This is a genomic window from Aeromonas sp. 9A, assembly GCF_963900955.1.
GTDB lineage: Bacteria > Pseudomonadota > Gammaproteobacteria > Enterobacterales > Aeromonadaceae > Aeromonas > Aeromonas salmonicida.
Map to the genome: position 1 here is coordinate 2,952,713 of NZ_CAWRFG010000001.1, position 18,203 is coordinate 2,970,915.

The following is an 18,203-nucleotide window of genomic DNA, read 5'->3' on the forward strand; positions in this document are numbered from 1 at the left end:
CGGGAGTATAAGGGGGCAAACAAGATTCGCAAGCACAGGCCGGCCTTGAGAATGCGGGTGACGTTGAACCGAGATCGAGCTGAGCCAATTCGGCCATGTCAGGGCTGAAAACAATCATGCCCGCACAGTGGCGGGCATGAAGCGGCTGGATGGGATGGCACAGAACTTATGCCGTATCCATGTGCAGTCTGGAGATCATCTCATTGACCTCGACCACGGTCTGGCGGTGGGGTATGTCAGCTGGTGTTGGCATCATCAGCAAGCCTGACTGGAAATCAAAACGCCCCCTGCCGTGGATATAAATCCGCCCCTTGAAGAAGGTTTTGACATGTTTTGCCACCATCAGTGGCAGGTACTTCTTGAACACTCTCATCGTTTGCAACCTCTTGCAGTTGTATCCGTATGACAGCAGCTTCTGCGAAATAATTCCGTAAACTCTTTATAAAAATCCGGAAAAATCGCAACTCTCTTCCCCAAAAAACCAATCTATAACTTTTTATTAACTTTTAACGTATTGTATGTGGTCCTTCCAGCCAGAGCAATACCCCCTTGCCATCTTGCCATTCGATACAGGCCATGCCTGACGTGGCAAACATGGGGGCACCTGCCGCTGGGCAGAGGCTCTGCACCAGATAACCTACCAGTGGCAGGTGGCTGACCATCAAAATATGGTCATGTGTTGCCGCCAACGCAGTGAGATAGCTTGCGACAAAAGCAGGATCCCCATAGGGAGTGATCTCCTTGCTCTCTTCGACCCTGGTGGCCTTGGGCAATTCACTGCATATGCTCTGCCAAGTTTGTCTGGCGCGCAGATAATTGCTGTGGACAACCAAATCCAGCACCCCGTCCAGTTGGGGCGCCAGCCAACTGGCCATGTGAATGGACTCTTCAATTCCCTGCTCGGTCAGTGGACGCTGTTCATCTGTTTTCGCATTCATGCCAGCCTGGCCATGACGCATGATGTAGATTTTCATTACAACCTCGCCCAACGGGCCTGTTTTGATAGCGGGGGGATCTTACCCCGCCATGCTGGGGGAAACAATTGCGCTACCTCTCAGAAAAGGGTTTGCCTCACTGGATAGCGGGGTCGATAATCATGTTTAAATTCAAATAAATCCAACACGAGTCACGCGCCAATGAGCCCATATGCCAGCCCTAATGACCATCGGCAATACCACTATCTGGAGCTGGCAAACCGGCTCAGGGTCTTGTTGATCTGCGATCCCGACACCGACAAGTCTGCCGCTTCCCTGGCCGTCAACACCGGTCATTTCGACGATCCGGCTGATCGGCAGGGGATGGCTCATTTCCTTGAGCATATGCTGTTCCTTGGTACCCGTACTTATCCCAAGCCTGGTGAGTACCAGCAATTTATGAGCCGTCATGGCGGCAGCAACAATGCCTGGACCGGTACCGAGTTCACCAACTTCTTTTTCGAGATAGACACCGGCTTCTTCGAGGCCGGTCTCGACCGTTTTTCCCAGTTCTTCATCTGCCCCACTTTCACCCCCGAGTGGGTAGATAAAGAGCGCAACGCGGTCGACTCCGAGTACCGCCTCAAGCTGCAGGACGATGTGCGCCGCAGCTACCAGGTACATAAAGAGACGGTCAACCCGGCCCACCCCTTCTCCAAGTTCTCGGTCGGCAACCTGGATACCCTGGCGGATCTGCCCGGCCGGGATCTGCGCGCCGATCTCATCCGGTTCTACGAATCTCACTACAGCGCGGATCGCATGGCGCTGGTGATGATCTCGCCTGAATCCATCGAGACCCAGATTGAGTGGTGCGATCGCTTTTTCGCTCCCATTTTGAATCGCAATTTGGGAATACCGGCCCTGACTGTTCCACTCTATCGCATCGATGACCTCGGCATCCGCATCCGGATCAATCCGGTCAAGGAGACCCGCAAGCTGGCGCTGACCTTTCCGCTGCCCAATGTGGATGAGTTTTATGACAAAAAACCCCTCACCTTCCTGAGCCACCTCATTGGCTATGAAGGGGATGGCAGCCTGCTCTCCTTGCTGAAAGCAAAAGGCTGGGTCAACCAGCTCTCCGCCGGAGGCGGCATCAGCGGTGCCAACTTCAAGGATTTCGGGGTGAGCTTTGGCCTCACGCCGCTCGGGCTCGAACACGTCAACGAGATAGTGGCCGCCCTGTTCGGCTATCTGAAACTCATCGAGCGTGGCGGGGTAGAAAGCTGGCGCTACGAAGAGAAGCGTACCGTGCTCGAGTCGGCGTTCCGCTTTCAGGAGAGGGGCCGGGCCCTCGACACCGTTTCCGGCCTGGTGTTGAACCTGTTCAGCTACACGCCCGAGGATCTGCTCTACGGCGATTACATGATGCGCGAATACGACGAGGCGCTGATCCGCCGCCTGCTCGCCAAGCTCACGCCACACAACCTGCGCATGACCATCACGGCGCCTGAGCTGGCCACGGATCGCCTGGCCCGCTGGTATCAGACCCCCTATGGCGTCGACATCATCACGGAGGCGGAAAAGATCCACTGGCAGCAGAGCGAACCTGATCCGGCCCTCACCCTGCCCTTGCCGAACCCCTTTATCAGCAACAGGCTCGATCCGCGCCAGCCAGCACTGCAAGCCGACATGCCCGCCTGCATCATAGACAGGCCTGGGTTTCGGCTCTGGCATCTGCACGAGCATCAGTTCAGCGTGCCCAAGGGCAACCTCTATATCTCGATCGACAGCGAGCACGCGGTCAAAAGCCCGCGCCACATCGCCATGGCACGGCTCGCGGTGGAGCTGCTCACGGATCACCTCAACGCCCTCACTTACCCGGCGGAGCTGGCGGGGCTGGGCTACCAGATCTATGCCCACCAAGGCGGCTTTACCATCAACCTGAGCGGCTTTGCCGACAAGCAGCCACTACTGCTCGACATGATCCTCGGCAACCGCACCCTGGGCTATCCGGATCCGGGACGCTTCGCCGAGATAAAAGAGCAGCTCATCCGCAACTGGGACAACCAGTCCAAGGCGCGGCCCATCTCCCAGCTGTTCAACCAGCTCACCAGTTTGCTGCAACCAAACAACCCGCCGTTCGAGCAGTTGCTGCGCCATCTGCGCACCGTGGAACTTGGCGAGATGCCGGCGTTTGTCGCCCAGCTGTTCGGGGAGGTACACATAGAAACGCTGGTTCACGGTGACTGGAATGCCGCCGAGGCGCTCGAACTGGCCGCCCTGCTGGAGCGCCACCTCGGCACCCACAGCCAGCCCAGTGCCGAGACCCGCCGCCCGCTCATCTCCATTCAAAACAGGGGTACCCTCATTCGTGAGCAGGGCTGTGAGCACGAAGACTCGGCGCTGCTGCTCTACTACCAGTCCCGCACCACCCGGGCGCGGGATCTCGCCTGCTTCACCCTGGCAAACCACATAATGTCGTCCACCTTCTTCCACGAGCTGCGCACGCGCCAGCAGCTGGGGTACGTGGTCGGTGCCGGCAACCTGCCCCTCAACCGTCACCCCGGCCTCATCTTCTATATCCAGTCGCCAGTGGCAGGGCCCCAGCACTTGCTGGATGCAGTGGAGGAGTTCATCGACCTCTTCCCGCTGGCCATGCTGGAGCTGACCGAGCAACAGTGGCAAGACAGCAAGGTGGGCCTGCAAGCCCAGCTGAGCGAACGGGACGCCAACCTGCGCAGTCGCGGCCAGCGGCTCTGGGTCAGCATAGGCAACAAGGATCTGGGGTTTGATCAGCGGGAAAGGGTCTGCGAGGAGGTGGGCAAGCTGAGCCGTGCCGATCTGGTGCGCTTCATCATACAGCTGCGCTCACGCACCTCGGACAGGCTGATCCTCTGCAGTTATGGCCAGGGCCACGAACATGACGAGCGCATCACGGGCCAGTTTATCGACGACCCCAAGGCGTTCAGGCTCGCCGCCAACACCTTCGAGGCCTGAAGCAGGCATTCCCGCCCATCAGCCAATCCCGCCCAATAAAAAGCCGACCCCTTGGGGTCGGCTGGAAAAACCATAACAATTGCGACCAAAGCCGCCAAAAGTGAACATGAGCGTGAAAATCAGACACTGCGTTGATGGTCGGCCGGATGGTTCAAACCAGAGCGCACCTGCCAATATCAACAGTGATTGAGAAACAGGCTCATCTTAGGCACTCCCCTCCCTTGTCACGTTGATCTATGTCAAAGGAGGTAGCAAAGAGTCGGTGACCTGCCGGTTTGTCGGCCTGGATCACGCTTTCACTTTTTAGCCCCGGCGGATCAGGCGATAGGCCACTTCATCAAAATAGGAAAGCTGACCGGAGAGTACCCTGGGGTGATCCACTTCTGCGGCACGGCCAAGCACCTCCACCCGAAAATCGCGCTCGAACAGGGTGCGCACTTCCATCTCCCCCACCGAGAAGGGCGGCTGTTTCTGCTGCTCCGGCTGATACTCCAGAGTCACCAGCAGGATCTGGCCACCGGTTTCCATCAGGCGACTCATCAGCTCCGCATACTGGCGGCGCATCTCCGTCGGCAAGGCGATCAGCGCCGCCCTGTCATAGGCCAGCCGGTAGCGCCGCCCCAGTTCGGGGGCGGCAAAGAAATCCCCCTGATGGATGCGCAAGGAGCTGTGCTGATGGCACTGATAAGGGCCCAGCTCGCTGAGGGTCTCGGTGAGCTGGTTTTCACTGAAAAACTGTTCGATGGCGAGCGCAGAAAGCTCGAAACCATCGATGGGGTGCCCCAGGCCATTGAGCCAGAGCATGTCGCGGGACTTGCCGCACAGGGGCACCAGCACGGGTTCATCCTGTTGCTGGGCAGACCACCAGGATTGCAGCCAGCGATTGAAGTCTGCCTGATGAAAGCCAATCCGGTTCTCTTCCCAACGCTGATGCCAAAACGCAGCTTCCATCCTAATACCCCTGTTACCTAAAGATGCCTCAATATCACAACTTAACCCGGCGCACGCAAGCCTTGCGCCGGGCCGATGGGTGATTTTTGCCAGGCAAACGATTGCAAAACCAAAAAGGACCGCCAGGCCCCTTTTCTGACATCTTTATGTCATGGATATGTGATGGGTGATCGGCAGCCTCACCAACATAACGTGCGCTGACATGCAAACTGGTCGCGCGGACTCAGGCACAGACGGACTCGGCGACCATCATGGCAGCCACTGCCGCTATCCTGGCCGAGATCTGTGCAAACGAGGGACGCTGCGACACCTGTTCGCAGAGGCATGCCCGGGCCAGCAGAGCGAGATCCTGCAGCGCCTCGCTCTGCGGCTGGCAGCGCGCCAACAGCTCGTCGAGCAGACACCCAAAGGCCCTTACCTCTATCCGCTCCAGCCCCTCGGCCAGCACGCATTCCGTGCGGTCGTAGCAAGAGGCAGCGCCAAAATCGCCGAGCAGCACCCGGCCCTTCCCTTGTAAGGAGTGCAGTATGTTATGGCCATAGAGATCGCCGTGCATGATGCCTCGCTCATGCAGATGCCCTGCGGCAGCCGCTATGCCCTGCGCCATGGCGAGCACGGCAGTCGGAGTGAACAACAACCCTGCCGGATAGACGTCGCGGGGGCAGGAGTCCAGACTCGGCGGCCCCGCCAGATTGGCAAACTTGGGATCTATCAGCTCCATCACCAGCGCCGGCATGCCGGAGGGGTGATCCGCCACCTTCCCCAGCACCCTGATCAGGTTGGGATGAGTGCCGGCCGCCAGCGACGCCGCCATCTCGCAGTGGGGCAAGCCATCGCTGGTCACAGCCCCCTTGAATAGCTTGACCGCCACCGCCTGCGGCCCATCCCCCTGTAATCCGTCGCAAGTGATGCGGGTGGCACTATGGATCACGCCAGAGGCCCCCTGCCCCAGCAACTCACCCAACTCAAGCGCCCGCCAAGGCACTGTGGCGATATGAGCCACATGATCCACATCGATGGCCCGCGCCTCCTCCCCCTCACTAAAGGGGTTGCCGGAATAGGCAAGCCAGGCAAGGCGCGGCAGCGTGAGCAACCAGCCGGGGAAGCGTTCGATCCGGTTGGCGGCGATGCGCAGCAGTTCGAGTCGATGGCAATTGGCCAATGTCTCTGGCAAGGCGGTCAAGCGGTTGCCCGCCAGCATCAACTTTTGCAGGGCGTCGCACTGACCCAATTCGTCCGGCAGCACCTCAATCGCGTTATCGGTCAGGATCAGCCAGCGCAAGCCCGCCGGCAGCGACGCAGCAGGAACCGTGGCGATCCGGTTGGCCTTGAAGCCCACCATGGTGAGTGCCGGGCAGCGCCCCAGCACCTCGGGCAGCTCGGTAAAGCGGTTCTCGGAGCAGAAAATGATGCGCAGTTTGCTGAAACCGGACAGCTCGTCAGGAAGCTCACTTAACTGGTTGCCGGTGAGATCCAGCACCTCCAGCGTCTCTTTAAGGCTCAGGATCTCGGGTGGGAACTCCGTTAGATTTTCACAAAGCTTCAAATGGCGGGCGCCGCATAGTTCACCCGCGCGCAGCTGTTCCAGAGTATGCATAACCGTTTCTCAATCCTGATCATCTGCCTGATGGCGTAGCCAGCCATCAGCGCGCGCTGAACCTGCGTCCGGCGGTTTTAAAGGGGGGCATTATAAAGAATTCGGGGCGCAGATCGCCCCTTTTGTTGCCACTAAGGCCTGCATCGACGTGTAGCAAAGCGACATGGGAACAAAGAGAGCAAGATCCGGGTCGTCCCAGCGAGGGCTGGTTGCCATAGTGGGGTCAAACCCGAGTGGGTTCGAACCTATTGAGGTTCCAACCCACAGCCAACCCTGTGCACCACTCATTTGGCGCACAACACACTCAGCGAGGGAACTGCCATGTCATTACTGTCCAACAAGGTCGCCATCATCACGGGAGCCAGCTCCGGCATCGGCCGCGCCAGTGCCATCCTGTTTGCCCGGGAAGGGGCCAGCGTCGTCGTTGGTGCTCGCCGCCAGCCAGCGCTGGATCTGCTGGTGGAGGAGATCCGCCATGAGGGTGGCCAGGCGGTAAGTCTGGCGGGGGACGTCAGAAGCGAGGCTTACGCCCGCGATCTGGTGGATCTCGCGCTAACCCGTTTCGGCGGGCTCGATATCGCCTTCAACAACGCCGGTAGCACGGGAACGCCGGGCAGCGTGCAGGAACTTGAACTGGCGCAGTGGCAGGAGACTCTGAATACCAACCTCACCAGCGCCTTTGTGGGGGCCAAGTACCAGATCCCCGCCATGTTGGCGCGCGGGGGCGGCTCCCTTATCTTTACCTCCACCTTCGTCGGCCATACCCTGGGGCTGCCCGGCATGGCGGCCTATGCCGCGAGCAAGGCGGGCCTCATCGGCCTGACCCAGGTGCTGGCCGCCGAGTATGGGGCGCAAGGGGTGCGGGTCAACGCCCTGCTGCCGGGGGGCACCGACACCCCCATGGGGCAGGCCTTTACCAATACACCGGAGAGTCTCGCCTTTGTGCAGAATATGCATGCCCTCAAACGGCTGGCCCAACCGGAGGAGATCGCCCGCTCGGCACTCTATCTGGCGTCCGATGCATCGAGCTTTACCACCGGCATTGCCCTGCTGGCCGATGGTGGGGTATCTATTTGTCGCACATGACCTTGTCGCACCCAAGATCCTGTGGCTACACACCCATCGTGAGAGCGCCTTATGTCTGATTACGCCCGCATCGCCGATGCCATCCGTTTTATCGCAAGCCAGGTGGAGCGCCAACCCACCCTGGACGAGATAGCGGCGCACGTTCACTTAAGTCCCTTTCACTTCCAGCGGCTGTTCAGCCGCTGGGCCGGAGTGACGCCCAAGCGCTACTTGCAGGTGCTGACCCTGGATCGGGCCAAGGCGCTGCTGCAGGAGTCGCGCCCGCTGTTGGAGGTGGCCGATACCCTGGGCCTTAGCAGCGGCTCGCGGCTCTACGATCACTTCGTGCAGCTCGAAGCCGTGACGCCGGGGGAGTACAAACAGCGCGGGTCCGGGCTGGTCATCGATCACGGGGTGCACGACACCCCCTTCGGCCAGGCGTTCGTCGCCCTGACCCCGCGAGGGGTATGCAACTTCTCGTTTCTCGATGACAAGGCCCCACAGGCACCGCTGGCCGCCCTCACCCAACACTGGCCCGAGGCGGAGCTGCGAGAATCGCCATCACGCACCCAGGGGGTCATCAACACCATGTTCGATGGCAGCAAGAAGGCGGATCGCCCCATCTCGCTGCACGTGAGCGGCACCAACTTTCAGATCAGCGTCTGGCGGGCGCTGCTGCAGATCCCGCCAGCCAAGGTGGTGAGCTACGCCCAGGTGGCGAGCGCCGTCGGCAACCCCAAGGCCGCCCGCGCCGTGGGGCTGGCGGTGGGGGCCAACCCCGTCGCCTTGATGATCCCCTGTCACAGGGTCATCCAGCAAAACGGCAAACTCGGCGGCTATCACTGGGGCGAAACCCGCAAACAGGCGATACACGCCTGGGAAGCGGCGAGGTATGAGTGAGCGTGGCCTTATTCTGCTCGGCCTGATGAGGAAAACAGGAATCTTGGTAGTGAGTCAGCAGACTATCAGGCAGCACCCGACAGCGTATGGCGATATAAAGCGAGGAGATCAGAAGAATCGGGGCGCAGATCGCCCCTTTGGTTGCCTTGGCAAGACATGGCGCTCAGCCCCCCCAGCGAATTGACGAAGAGACGTAGGGTGCAATAAGCGCAGCGCATTGCACCGTTTGCAAACCGGCTTTTGAGCAAAACCGCAGAAACCAAATTAGCGGTTCAATTTCATTGCTCCCTATGGTACTAATAGCCACGCACAACGAAAAAGAAAATGCAAATAACCAACATAACTAGAAGATAGAAAATTAATGGACCAAGATTACCATTTTTTGCCTCTGACGCTAAGTAAGCATTAAATTCTTTCTTACTCTGCCTTTTTCCGTATTTTGTAGCGTAATTATGTTCACCGGTAGGCGTTGTTCCATCAGATACATATTGCTTTGCTGCCGCCAGTGTTGGCAATGGACCGAAATCATGCTTACCGTCGTTGTTTAACACATACCAACTAGAACCATCTTTAACGATAGTTCTTCCATCTGAAACAGAATATTGTCCTGCTTGAATCCTTTTTACAGTCACGATATTTTCCTCTGGTGCCTAGCTCCGCTATATGGGGCGAAAAAAGCTCGACTAAAATTGGAGATCGAATACACACAACCAAGTTTTCGTACCTTTCATGATGGCTTTGCTAGAGCTTACTTTTCGCCCAAAAATTTATGTTTGATATTACTGTAACACCGACTAAAAACAGTAATGCGTAAGAGGTCAACCCTACAAACTCAAGGCTTTTTATTGTATGCGGCTCAGTGAACTTCCATATAATTGGAATCGCAAATAAGAGCCCTGAAGTAAGACGATAGATACCCAATGTACTATCACCGACCTCTCCTATATAAATAATTTTTTGCTTTGCCTCTTTCTGCTTTTCAGGACTAAACCTATATCCATATAACCAACAAAAGATTGTCAACAATAAATGCAGAACAAAAAACGATAAGAAATAATAAAAAATATAATTAGGCACTATAGCGCCAGACACAAAATCCTTAAGTTTGCCGACACCATCGTTATATTGAATTAATAATGCAGGAAAGCAACCTGTCAAAGCTACCAATATTATTTCTTTAATGGCTATTTTCATAACACCCCATGTAAGCTCTAACGCCACGTTAAATATTTAGCTACACTACCACCAAACCTCAATCACCTAAAAAATACGAAACACAACTCTGGAATGAAAAATGACAAGCGTTGGGAACCACTCTTAAATGCTTTTTATAATTATTTTTTTATAAAGCTAAATTTGGTTTTTCCAGCTGCACTGCCTAATTTCAGCATACTATCGAAACTGCTATCTTCATTAATTTTAAGTTGCATCTCTTGCTGTCTTATCTCTAAGTATTTTCCGAGGTATTCTATAGAAAATCGAATAATTTTAGTCAAAAACTTTTGAAACCTCGTGTTATCAGGCGGGTAACTCAAACTTGTTTCAGTCTCAAATATCTTATGCTTTTCCTCACCATCAACGTATGTGTTAATCGCAGTTTCCAAAATAAGTAGGTTTACTAAATATGCAGAGATAGGGTCATCCATGTTAGTAATAAGCATCCGAATCTCGGGGTTCCACTCAAGAGCCTTGTTAACTAATTCTTGCTTTAAGTGACCTACAAATTTGTTTCTTAAGTACTTCGCAAAGTCACACTCTTTGGAGAATGATTTATAGTACTCACTCAACTCCGGGTGTTTTTTATACACTTGACGAACTGTAACTTCAAAATCGACGAAATTCGCTACTGATATCAGACTTTGTTTCAACAAAATCATAGTAGACATATCACCTATGCCCTTTTCCGTAAACTGAGCATCAATAGTTACTAAATCTGCTTTTAGTACATTTGCTTGTAAAAATTGGTCCACTGAATTATCTCTATAGTTATAACAGTGATTAGATGAAAGTCGGTATAAAAACCATCCATACAACTCCGCCTCATCATCATGATCGCCATAATAAATCATGTTAATTCATAACATTACCAACCAGTTTAGTGCTTTTGATCAATGCGATATCTCTGGTCTGATTCATTGGTGACTACAAGGAGGCCATATCCAGACGGATATACTAACGAGCAAGTCAGAGAAGAAAAAGAGTGAGATGGCAGTTTCCTGAGCAAGATCAAGAAATTAAATAAGAAGTATCAATGCTGGACATATATCTGCGGTGCCAGATCATAGATAAAGAAAAGACGCCCTAAGGCGTCTTTCTTATTTTCAGGACTTGGAGCAAAAAGCTTGGAGGTTATTCTCCCTCCCCGCCATGCCCCACCACCCAATCAGATCGGGGTGATGGAGGTGATATGGGCCGAGCCATCCAGGGATTGGAAGATCTGCACCACGGCTTCGCCATGGATCGGTTTGGCAAGCGGCACTGTGCTCTTGCACTTGAAGCGGTAGTTGGTGCCGGCCACCACCTGGGTGCAGACTTCAAAGGGTACGTACTGCACCCCGACAAATCCTTTCAGCGCCTGGTCAAATACCGCCTGATCCTCGGCGGTCAGCTTGTGATATGCGGTCCATCCACCCACCAACACTGCTTGTTCTGACATAACAAAGCCTCCGTGATCTCTTGTCCCTACTCGTATGGCTGTTCGGGTTCCGCCCCGTTGATTCAAGTGGTTGCTGGTCTCCACCGGGGTGACATACCGAGAAAGTTCAATGGTATGACGATGGGCCATCTTGCGCTGGTTAACGTGCCTGTTGGCCCTCCCCTCTTGCCACGACCGCCACCTCACAGCAACGGTCTCAATTGGCATGGCAGAGCCTAGTACCGGATCCGCAAAGCGCCTCTGTCATATCTGACAGGGGCGAAGAGGCCAAAAAGCGGCTAATGAGCAGAAAATTGCGGCGCAAACGATTGGAAAAAGAAAAGACGCCGCAAGGGCGTCTTTTTTGCATTTTTATGCTCGAAGGGCAGAAGGGCGCGAGCCGCTTATTCCCATTCGATAGTTGCGGGCGGCTTACCGGAGACGTCGTACACCACGCGGGAGATGCCATTGATCTCGTTGATGATGCGATTCGACACATTCCCTAAGAAGTCGTACGGCAGGTGGGCCCAGTGGGCGGTCATGAAGTCGATGGTTTCGACGGCGCGCAGGGCAATCACCCAGTCGTACTTGCGGCCATCGCCCATGACGCCAACGGAGCGCACCGGCAAGAAGACGGCGAACGCCTGGCTGACCTGGTTGTAGAGGTCGGCCTTGCGCAGCTCTTCGATAAAGACGGCGTCGGCGCGGCGCAAGATATCGCAGTACTCTTTCTTCACTTCGCCAAGGACGCGCACGCCCAGACCCGGGCCCGGGAAGGGGTGACGGTAGAGCATGTCGTAGGGCAGACCCAGCTCCAGACCGACACGGCGCACTTCGTCCTTGAACAGCTCGCGCAGCGGCTCCACCAGACCCATCTTCATCTCGGCCGGCAGGCCGCCGACGTTGTGGTGGGACTTGATGACGTGGGCCTTGCCGGTCGTGCTGGCAGCCGATTCGATCACATCCGGATAGATGGTGCCTTGTGCCAGCCAGCGGGCATTTTTCAGCTTCTTGGCTTCGTCGTCGAACACTTCGACGAAGACGCGGCCTATGATCTTGCGCTTGGCTTCCGGCTCAGCTTCACCTGCCAGGGCCGAGAGGAAGCGTTCTTCGGCTTCGACCTTGATGATGTTCAGACCGAAATGATCGCCAAACATCTCCATCACCTGCTCACCCTCGTTCAGACGCAGCAGACCATTGTCGACGAAGACGCAGGTCAGGCGATCGCCGATGGCACGGTGTACCAGCATGGCAACCACGGAGGAGTCCACGCCGCCGGATAGACCCAGGATCACTTCATCATCACCCACCTGCTCGCGGATGCGGGCAACGGCGTCGTCGATGATGGTGGCCGGGGTCCACAGGCATTCGCAGCCGCAGATGTCCTTGACGAAGTGCTCCAGCATGCGGGCACCCTGACGGGTGTGGGTCACTTCCGGGTGGAACTGCACGCCGTAGAAGTGCTTGGCCTCGCACGCCATGGCGGCATGGGGGCAGGTGGCAGTCTGGGCTATGGTGGTGAAGTCGGCCGGGATGGCGGTGACCTTGTCGCCGTGGCTCATCCAGACGTCCAGCAGCGCATTGCCGTTGGGGGCGATGGCATCTTCGATGCTGCGCAGCAGGGCATTGGTCTGGCCCAGCACTTCCACCTGGGCATAACCGAATTCACGTTCGGTGGAGGATTGCACCTTGCCACCCAGCTGCTCGGCCATGGTCTGCATGCCGTAGCAGATGCCGAACACAGGCACACCGGCGTTGAACACATACTCGGGGGCACGGGGGCTGCCAGCCTCGGTCACGGACTCGGGGCCGCCGGAGAGGATGATGCCGCTCGGATTGAATTCGCGGATCTGCTCTTCGGTCACGTCCCAGGCCCACAGTTCGCAGTAGACGCCGATTTCACGGACACGGCGGGCGATAAGCTGGGTGTACTGGGAACCGAAATCCAGGATCAGGATACGGTGCTGGTGAATGTCTTTAGTCATTTTATTCCTGCATCAGGCTGATGTTGTAACAAAAGGCTCGGGGATAAAAACTGGTGGAGAAACGGGGCCGCAGCCCCGTTTTATCAGCCCATCCGATAGTTGGGGGCTTCTTTGGTAATGGTCACATCGTGGACGTGGGACTCTTTCATCCCGGCGCCGGAGATGCGCACGAACTCGGCCTTGGTGCGCATGTCATCGATGGTGGCGCAGCCGGTCAAGCCCATGGAGGAGCGCAGGCCGCCCATCTGCTGGTGAATGATCTCTTTGAGGCGGCCCTTGTACGGCACGCGCCCTTCGATCCCTTCCGGCACCAGTTTGTCAGCGGCGTTGTCGGTCTGGAAGTAACGGTCGCTGGAGCCCTTGGACATGGCGCCCAGAGAACCCATGCCACGGTAGGACTTGAAGGAGCGGCCCTGATAGAGCTCGATTTCGCCCGGCGCTTCTTCAGTACCGGCAAACATGGAGCCCACCATGACGCAGCTGGCGCCAGCGGCGATGGCCTTGGCCACGTCGCCGGAGAAGCGGATGCCACCATCGGCAATCACGGGCACGCCAGTGCCTTCCAGCGCGTCAACGGCGTCGGAGATGGCGGTAATTTGGGGGACACCGACACCGGTCACGATGCGGGTAGTACAGATGGAGCCAGGGCCGATACCAACCTTGACGGCATTGACGCCAGCGGCGACCAGCGCCAGGGCACCAGCGGCAGTGGCCACGTTGCCACCTATGATTTGCAGCTCAGGATAGGCATCGCGGGTCGCCTTGATGCGATCCAGCACACCCTGGGAGTGGCCATGGGAGGAGTCAATCAGCAGCACATCCACACCGGCTTCCACCAGGGCGGCAACGCGCTCTTCGTTGCCGGCACCGGCACCGACGGCAGCACCGACGCGCAGGCGACCGCGCTCGTCTTTACAGGCGTTCGGCTTGCGTTCGGCTTTCTGGAAGTCTTTGACGGTGATCATGCCCTTGAGTTTGAAATCGGCGTTGACCACCAGCACCTTCTCGATACGGTGCTTTTGCATCAGGGCAACCACCTCTTCACGAGGAGCCCCTTCACGCACTGTCACCAGACGATCTTTCTGGGTCATGATCTGTTCGACTGTCTGGGAGAGATCGATCACGAAGCGCACGTCGCGGCCGGTGATAATACCGACCAGCAGGTTGCCCTCGGTCACGACCGGGTAACCGGCGAAGCCGTTCTTGTGGCTCAGCTCCTTGACCTGGGCAATGGTCATGTCAGGGCGTACTGTGACGGGGTCAGTGACCACGCCACTCTCGTACTTCTTGACCTTGCGCACTTCTGCAGCCTGCTGCTCGATGGACATGTTCTTGTGGATAAAGCCAATGCCCCCTTCCTGGGCCAGTGCGATAGCCAGACGGGCTTCGGTCACTGTGTCCATGGCAGCGGAAATCATGGGGATATTCAAGCTGATAGAGGATGTCAGCTGGGTACGCAGATCGGCAGTATTGGGAAGAACATCGGAGTGGGCGGGAACCAACAGTACATCGTCGAAGGTTAACGCTTCTTTGGCAATCCTGAGCATGGCAATATCTCACCGTTGAGGAAGTGGGGGTGTAAAATATTGCCGACGAAGTTTACTCACCGATTGGTCACTGGTAAAGAAGTTTTTTGAATTTTTTATGGCGTAGCCCGTGTTTGACGTGCCAAGGGGCCAAAAAACCAAGATTATCAGTCCTAAAAGGGCACTTTGGGGGCAGAAGAGTTGCCAGACTGCTGTTTTATGCAAAAAGCGCCCGACGACTTTTTCTTGCCAACGGCTGCGCCCCCTTCCCCACTCCAGTCCCTCAACGGCATCCCTCCCCTCGCAAACCGGAGCATGAGCCGACAACACAAGATCCTCATCGTCCATACCTGAATACGGATGTGAATATATTGCTCAATATCCACTTAAAATAATGACCATCAGCTGTCGCTATATATTGCCGGCCCCTCACTGCTTGCCTTTGATAAGATAAAATAAACGCTATTTTTAATGTTCAAAAAGCCATCAAATAAACAAATCTAAAAATCCTCACCAGAATATTTAAGCGCCTTGACTTGCTCATGAAGAATCGAACTAAAAATAGAGGGTTTTAATTTATTTTATAATTTCACCTGATCCCTCTCGCGTCTTTTCATTCCAGCATTCGCTCTGAACAGGCCCCCTGATCGACGCTGAAACGTGCACCAGATGATTAAAACGCGATTGATAATAGTTATTGTTTGAGGTGCTGAGTATGGGGCATGCTGCCACCATTGGGGCCTGCTTTCATGGCTTAACGCACACTTTTGAGTATCAATATCCGGAGGATAGAGAAGTGATGGAGGCATGTAATCCGAGGCCAGCGCTGACCACTGACAACCCTGGTTCGGTCCGCCTGTGTTGCCTTGCCATCACTGTCGTCTTGCACCTGGCTGTTTTGTGGCTGATATATGAAAACCGCCCCGCAGCCATCACGCCCCCCCTGCCGCTGACCCTGTCTGCCCGCTGGGTCGGCGATGCCAGCGCCAACGACGCACCGGCCAAAGCGGCAGCGGCGACAATCCCAGCTCAAGCTGTCGTTAAAAAACCGGTGCCCGCCCAAAAGCGGGCAGTTCAAAAGCCGGCCAGCAAGCTCATTCCCAAACCAGCACCCAGAGTACCCAGGCCGCCAACCCCCAAGGCCACCCCAATTGCCAAGGCAGAACCGGTCACGGAGAGAGTAGCCCCTGTCACGCCGATGGCGGCCGATACCCGACAGGGCGACAGTGCCGCCACCCCGGTCAAGTCCCGGCAGAGCGGCAGCGGGGCTGGCAGCAGCGCCCCCATCGCCCGCGATCCGCGGCTGAACAACCCTGAGCCACCCTATCCCTATGAATCCAGAAGACGTGGCGAGGAGGGACGCGTCATTCTGAATGTACTGGTGGCAACTGATGGCACCGCCGCCTCGGTAGAAGTAGATAAAAGCAGCGGTTATCGTCGGCTGGATATGACGGCACGCCGGACAGTCAGCCGCTGGACGTTTATTCCCGCCAAACAGAACAATACGGCCGTCGAGGCCTGGACAAAGGTCACCATTCTCTTTCAATTAAGGGCTTAACTATGGATCCGGAAATAACAAGTAACGGTATGGGGGTTTACCATCTACTCAGTCAAAATACCGGCGTGGGACTGCTGCCATTCATTTTGCTGGTATTGATGTCCCTCGGCACCTGTTATTACACCCTGCTGAAAATAGTGCTTGGGCAGCGCGAGCGGCGCCTCAACGCACAATTCGTGACCCGCTTCTGGCAGCACGAAAGCGTGCAGGATATGGAGCGCCAGCTGGCCCATCTCCCGCCGCAGGAGGCCTACGGGCGTGTGACCAGCACGGCGCTGGCGACGGTGGCGCAACTGAACCGGGCCGGGGAGCGGACAGTGTCGCTCAAGCTGGGCTCACCGGACGAGTATCTGTTGCGGGCTCTGCGCCAGGCCATTACCCATGAGCGGGTACGACTGGAACGGGGCCTTGCCTTCCTCGCCTCCGTGGGCTCGGCGGCCCCCTTTATCGGGCTGTTCGGTACCGTCTGGGGCATCTATCATGCGCTGCTGGCCATAGGTGCGGCAGGCCAGAGCAGCCTGGATAAAGTGGCAGGCCCCGTGGGCGAGGCGCTGATCATGACCGGCTTTGGCCTCGCCGTCGCCCTGCCGGCTGTGCTGATCTACAACTTCTTTGTGCGGTGCAATCGCCTGAAATTGGCAGCGCTTGAGGCCTTTGCCTACGACCTGTTTGCCCTGCTGGTGACGGGGTTTGAGCAGAGCACCACCAACGTAACCCAGCTGACCGAGCGGGAAGCCAAAAAGGGGCGCAGATAATGGCATTTGGCAAATTGTCGGACGACGGGGACGATCAGCCCCTCTCCGAGATCAACATGATCCCCATGATCGACGTCATGCTGGTGCTGCTCATCGTCTTCATGATCACGGCCCCCCTGCTCACCAATGCGGTCAAGCTCGAGCTGCCCGAAGCCAGCAGTCAGATCAATCAGCCGGAGAAGGAGGACATCACCCTCGCCATCGATGGGGCCGGCAAACTCTACTGGAACGACAAGGAGGTCGATGAGGCCGCCCTGCTCGCCCAGATGGAGACTGCCGGCAAGGCCGAGGGGGAGCTGCCCGAGATCCAGCTGCGCATCGACAAGCGGGTCGAGTACGGCATCATAGCCAGGGTGATGGCGCAGGCGTCCCAGCATGGATTGCACAAGATTGCCTTTGTCAGTCAGCCTGACGGCAAGTAAGGGGACAGAGGAGGGTCATATGTCAGAAGCAGGGGCCAGATAGCGGCTTCTGCTCCGCGCCGGGTTAAGGCAGCGGCCATCGTCTTATCCCGGTGCAGCCAGGGCAGACAACAGATATGCCATTGAACCCATATACCCTATCCAGTACGGCGACAGGCCGTGAGCCGCGGGTCTTTACCATCCCCCATCTCAACAACACCAAGCCAGTAATAACTGCCCTTGCCCCCCTTTGCCGCTGTACAACCGACCACTTGATATTTTTCGTGAGCCAACCCCCATAGAACCGGTTATTTCCGGCCAAGCATTCGCAGCAAGGTAAGGTCTTTATCCAGCAGGTGATGTTTTAACGCCCCGACAATATGCACCAGCAACAGGGCCAGCATGATATAGGGCAAGTAAACATGGACGGCATGGGCAATATCCCGAATGGATTCACTGTATGGAATAACATTGGCAGGATCATTGATATCTGGATTCATCGGGATAATAAACCAGCCAAACAGGGCAACGCCACGCCCGGCCGCGCCGGAATAGCAGAGACCTGAAACCGGAATAAGCAGGGTCGAGACAAGCAATCCCCAATGGATCGCCTTGGCAGCCAATGCCTCGTAAGCAGGATATTGGCGAACTGGCGTCGGCCACCCTTTGCCAAGGCGGATAATGGCGCGTGGCAGGATCAGTACCAGTGCAATGACCCCCAGAGATTTATGCAGGGCGTAGAGATCCCATATTTCAAATTTCACCATCAGATAACCCAGCAGGGTCAAGCCAATCATCAGCAAGGCGACCGACCAGTGCAGCAAGCGGGTCGTCAAACTTAACGGGGTCGAGCAATTCATGAGCTACTCCAAACAGGGTTGTTGATCACACGCAGCCACAGCCGGTGGTGTCGCAGATA

Annotated in this window: 17 protein-coding genes; 6 read left to right on the forward strand and 11 right to left on the reverse strand. The window is 56.4% G+C overall.

All coding sequences use genetic code 11. The annotated features are described in order from the left end of the window. Window positions 1–166 precede the first annotated feature (166 nt). Both AACX78_RS13710 and sixA read right to left on the reverse strand, forming a co-directional pair. Window positions 167–373, reverse strand: a complete 207-nt coding sequence (locus AACX78_RS13710; protein ID WP_159166532.1) for a DUF1107 domain-containing protein — start codon at window positions 371–373, stop codon at window positions 167–169. Window positions 374–506: 133 nt separating this feature from the next. Then, window positions 507–974, reverse strand: a complete 468-nt coding sequence (gene sixA / locus AACX78_RS13715) for a phosphohistidine phosphatase SixA (protein WP_021140381.1) — start codon at window positions 972–974, stop codon at window positions 507–509. Between the two features lie 162 nt (window positions 975–1,136). Here sixA and AACX78_RS13720 point away from each other — a divergent pair, with 162 nt between their 5' ends. After that, window positions 1,137–3,911 carry an insulinase family protein gene (locus AACX78_RS13720; protein ID WP_159166533.1) on the forward strand — a complete coding sequence of 925 codons (2,775 nt, stop codon included), beginning with the start codon at window positions 1,137–1,139 and terminating at the stop codon, window positions 3,909–3,911. A gap of 303 nt (window positions 3,912–4,214) precedes the next feature. Here AACX78_RS13720 and AACX78_RS13725 read toward each other — a convergent pair whose 3' ends face one another. Together AACX78_RS13725 and AACX78_RS13730 are read right to left on the reverse strand one after the other, a co-directional pair. Next, window positions 4,215–4,862, reverse strand: coding sequence for a thiopurine S-methyltransferase (locus AACX78_RS13725; protein ID WP_159166534.1), 648 nt, complete (start codon window positions 4,860–4,862; stop codon window positions 4,215–4,217). 223 nt (window positions 4,863–5,085) lie between these two features. Further along, a complete protein-coding gene (locus tag AACX78_RS13730; RefSeq protein WP_159166535.1) occupies window positions 5,086–6,459 on the reverse strand; it encodes a leucine-rich repeat-containing protein kinase family protein in 1,374 nt (457 codons plus the stop codon). A 321-nt stretch (window positions 6,460–6,780) separates the two neighbouring features. On the opposite strand from AACX78_RS13730, the gene AACX78_RS13735 reads away from it, so the two are divergent. Both AACX78_RS13735 and AACX78_RS13740 read left to right on the forward strand, forming a co-directional pair. Beyond that, window positions 6,781–7,545: an SDR family oxidoreductase gene (locus tag AACX78_RS13735; protein WP_159166536.1), complete on the forward strand. Its 765-nt coding sequence runs from the start codon at window positions 6,781–6,783 to the stop codon at window positions 7,543–7,545. Between the two features lie 51 nt (window positions 7,546–7,596). Then, window positions 7,597–8,424, forward strand: coding sequence for a bifunctional transcriptional activator/DNA repair enzyme AdaA (locus AACX78_RS13740; RefSeq protein ID WP_159166537.1), 828 nt, complete (start codon window positions 7,597–7,599; stop codon window positions 8,422–8,424). 296 nt (window positions 8,425–8,720) lie between these two features. On the opposite strand, the gene AACX78_RS13745 is transcribed toward AACX78_RS13740, so the two are convergent. The 6 genes from AACX78_RS13745 to guaB all read right to left on the reverse strand — a co-directional run bounded on the left by AACX78_RS13745 (window position 8,721) and on the right by guaB (window position 14,591). Further along, window positions 8,721–9,056 carry a hypothetical protein gene (locus tag AACX78_RS13745; RefSeq protein ID WP_234928222.1) on the reverse strand — a complete coding sequence of 112 codons (336 nt, stop codon included), beginning with the start codon at window positions 9,054–9,056 and terminating at the stop codon, window positions 8,721–8,723. 109 nt (window positions 9,057–9,165) lie between these two features. Further along, window positions 9,166–9,618 (reverse strand): hypothetical protein, encoded by a 453-nt coding sequence (locus tag AACX78_RS13750; protein ID WP_159166538.1) that lies wholly within the window; start codon window positions 9,616–9,618, stop codon window positions 9,166–9,168. A gap of 140 nt (window positions 9,619–9,758) precedes the next feature. Continuing rightward, on the reverse strand, window positions 9,759–10,493 hold the full coding sequence (locus AACX78_RS13755) for a hypothetical protein (protein WP_236556334.1): 735 nt from the start codon (window positions 10,491–10,493) through the stop codon (window positions 9,759–9,761). 314 nt (window positions 10,494–10,807) lie between these two features. Next, window positions 10,808–11,080 (reverse strand): hypothetical protein, encoded by a 273-nt coding sequence (locus AACX78_RS13760; protein WP_005315337.1) that lies wholly within the window; start codon window positions 11,078–11,080, stop codon window positions 10,808–10,810. Window positions 11,081–11,463: 383 nt separating this feature from the next. Continuing rightward, window positions 11,464–13,044 carry a glutamine-hydrolyzing GMP synthase gene (guaA, locus tag AACX78_RS13765; protein ID WP_159166540.1) on the reverse strand — a complete coding sequence of 527 codons (1,581 nt, stop codon included), beginning with the start codon at window positions 13,042–13,044 and terminating at the stop codon, window positions 11,464–11,466. Window positions 13,045–13,127: 83 nt separating this feature from the next. Further along, window positions 13,128–14,591 (reverse strand): IMP dehydrogenase, encoded by a 1,464-nt coding sequence (guaB, locus tag AACX78_RS13770; RefSeq protein ID WP_017412971.1) that lies wholly within the window; start codon window positions 14,589–14,591, stop codon window positions 13,128–13,130. Between the two features lie 778 nt (window positions 14,592–15,369). Between guaB and AACX78_RS13775 the strand changes: the two genes are divergently transcribed. Genes AACX78_RS13775 through AACX78_RS13785 form a run of 3 tightly spaced genes read left to right on the forward strand, consistent with a single transcriptional unit; the run spans window position 15,370 to window position 17,305 of the window. Continuing rightward, window positions 15,370–16,128: an energy transducer TonB gene (locus tag AACX78_RS13775; RefSeq protein WP_201302952.1), complete on the forward strand. Its 759-nt coding sequence runs from the start codon at window positions 15,370–15,372 to the stop codon at window positions 16,126–16,128. A gap of 2 nt (window positions 16,129–16,130) precedes the next feature. Further along, window positions 16,131–16,883, forward strand: a complete 753-nt coding sequence (locus AACX78_RS13780; RefSeq protein WP_159166542.1) for a MotA/TolQ/ExbB proton channel family protein — start codon at window positions 16,131–16,133, stop codon at window positions 16,881–16,883. Continuing rightward, window positions 16,883–17,305, forward strand: coding sequence for an ExbD/TolR family protein (locus tag AACX78_RS13785; RefSeq protein ID WP_159166543.1), 423 nt, complete (start codon window positions 16,883–16,885; stop codon window positions 17,303–17,305). Before AACX78_RS13780 ends, AACX78_RS13785 begins: the two co-directional genes overlap by 1 nt. A 287-nt stretch (window positions 17,306–17,592) precedes the next feature. Here the strand turns inward: AACX78_RS13785 and AACX78_RS13790 are convergent, their stop codons facing one another. Beyond that, window positions 17,593–18,144 carry a cytochrome b gene (locus AACX78_RS13790; protein ID WP_111587740.1) on the reverse strand — a complete coding sequence of 184 codons (552 nt, stop codon included), beginning with the start codon at window positions 18,142–18,144 and terminating at the stop codon, window positions 17,593–17,595. Window positions 18,145–18,203 lie beyond the last annotated feature (59 nt).

Bases quoted from the DNA above. Each gene is read 5' to 3' on its own strand.
- AACX78_RS13710 (WP_159166532.1), bottom strand. From the start codon at position 373: ATGAGAGTGTTCAAGAAGTACCTGCCACTGATGGTGGCAAAACATGTC.
- sixA (WP_021140381.1), bottom strand. From the start codon at position 974: ATGAAAATCTACATCATGCGTCATGGCCAGGCTGGCATGAATGCGAAA.
- AACX78_RS13720 (WP_159166533.1), top strand. From the start codon at position 1,137: ATGAGCCCATATGCCAGCCCTAATGACCATCGGCAATACCACTATCTG.
- AACX78_RS13725 (WP_159166534.1), bottom strand. From the start codon at position 4,862: ATGGAAGCTGCGTTTTGGCATCAGCGTTGGGAAGAGAACCGGATTGGC.
- AACX78_RS13730 (WP_159166535.1), bottom strand. From the start codon at position 6,459: ATGCATACTCTGGAACAGCTGCGCGCGGGTGAACTATGCGGCGCCCGC.
- AACX78_RS13735 (WP_159166536.1), top strand. From the start codon at position 6,781: ATGTCATTACTGTCCAACAAGGTCGCCATCATCACGGGAGCCAGCTCC.
- AACX78_RS13740 (WP_159166537.1), top strand. From the start codon at position 7,597: ATGTCTGATTACGCCCGCATCGCCGATGCCATCCGTTTTATCGCAAGC.
- AACX78_RS13750 (WP_159166538.1), bottom strand. From the start codon at position 9,618: ATGAAAATAGCCATTAAAGAAATAATATTGGTAGCTTTGACAGGTTGC.
- AACX78_RS13755 (WP_236556334.1), bottom strand. From the start codon at position 10,493: ATGATTTATTATGGCGATCATGATGATGAGGCGGAGTTGTATGGATGG.
- AACX78_RS13760 (WP_005315337.1), bottom strand. From the start codon at position 11,080: ATGTCAGAACAAGCAGTGTTGGTGGGTGGATGGACCGCATATCACAAG.
- guaA (WP_159166540.1), bottom strand. From the start codon at position 13,044: ATGACTAAAGACATTCACCAGCACCGTATCCTGATCCTGGATTTCGGT.
- guaB (WP_017412971.1), bottom strand. From the start codon at position 14,591: ATGCTCAGGATTGCCAAAGAAGCGTTAACCTTCGACGATGTACTGTTG.
- AACX78_RS13775 (WP_201302952.1), top strand. From the start codon at position 15,370: ATGGAGGCATGTAATCCGAGGCCAGCGCTGACCACTGACAACCCTGGT.
- AACX78_RS13780 (WP_159166542.1), top strand. From the start codon at position 16,131: ATGGATCCGGAAATAACAAGTAACGGTATGGGGGTTTACCATCTACTC.
- AACX78_RS13785 (WP_159166543.1), top strand. From the start codon at position 16,883: ATGGCATTTGGCAAATTGTCGGACGACGGGGACGATCAGCCCCTCTCC.
- AACX78_RS13790 (WP_111587740.1), bottom strand. From the start codon at position 18,144: ATGAATTGCTCGACCCCGTTAAGTTTGACGACCCGCTTGCTGCACTGG.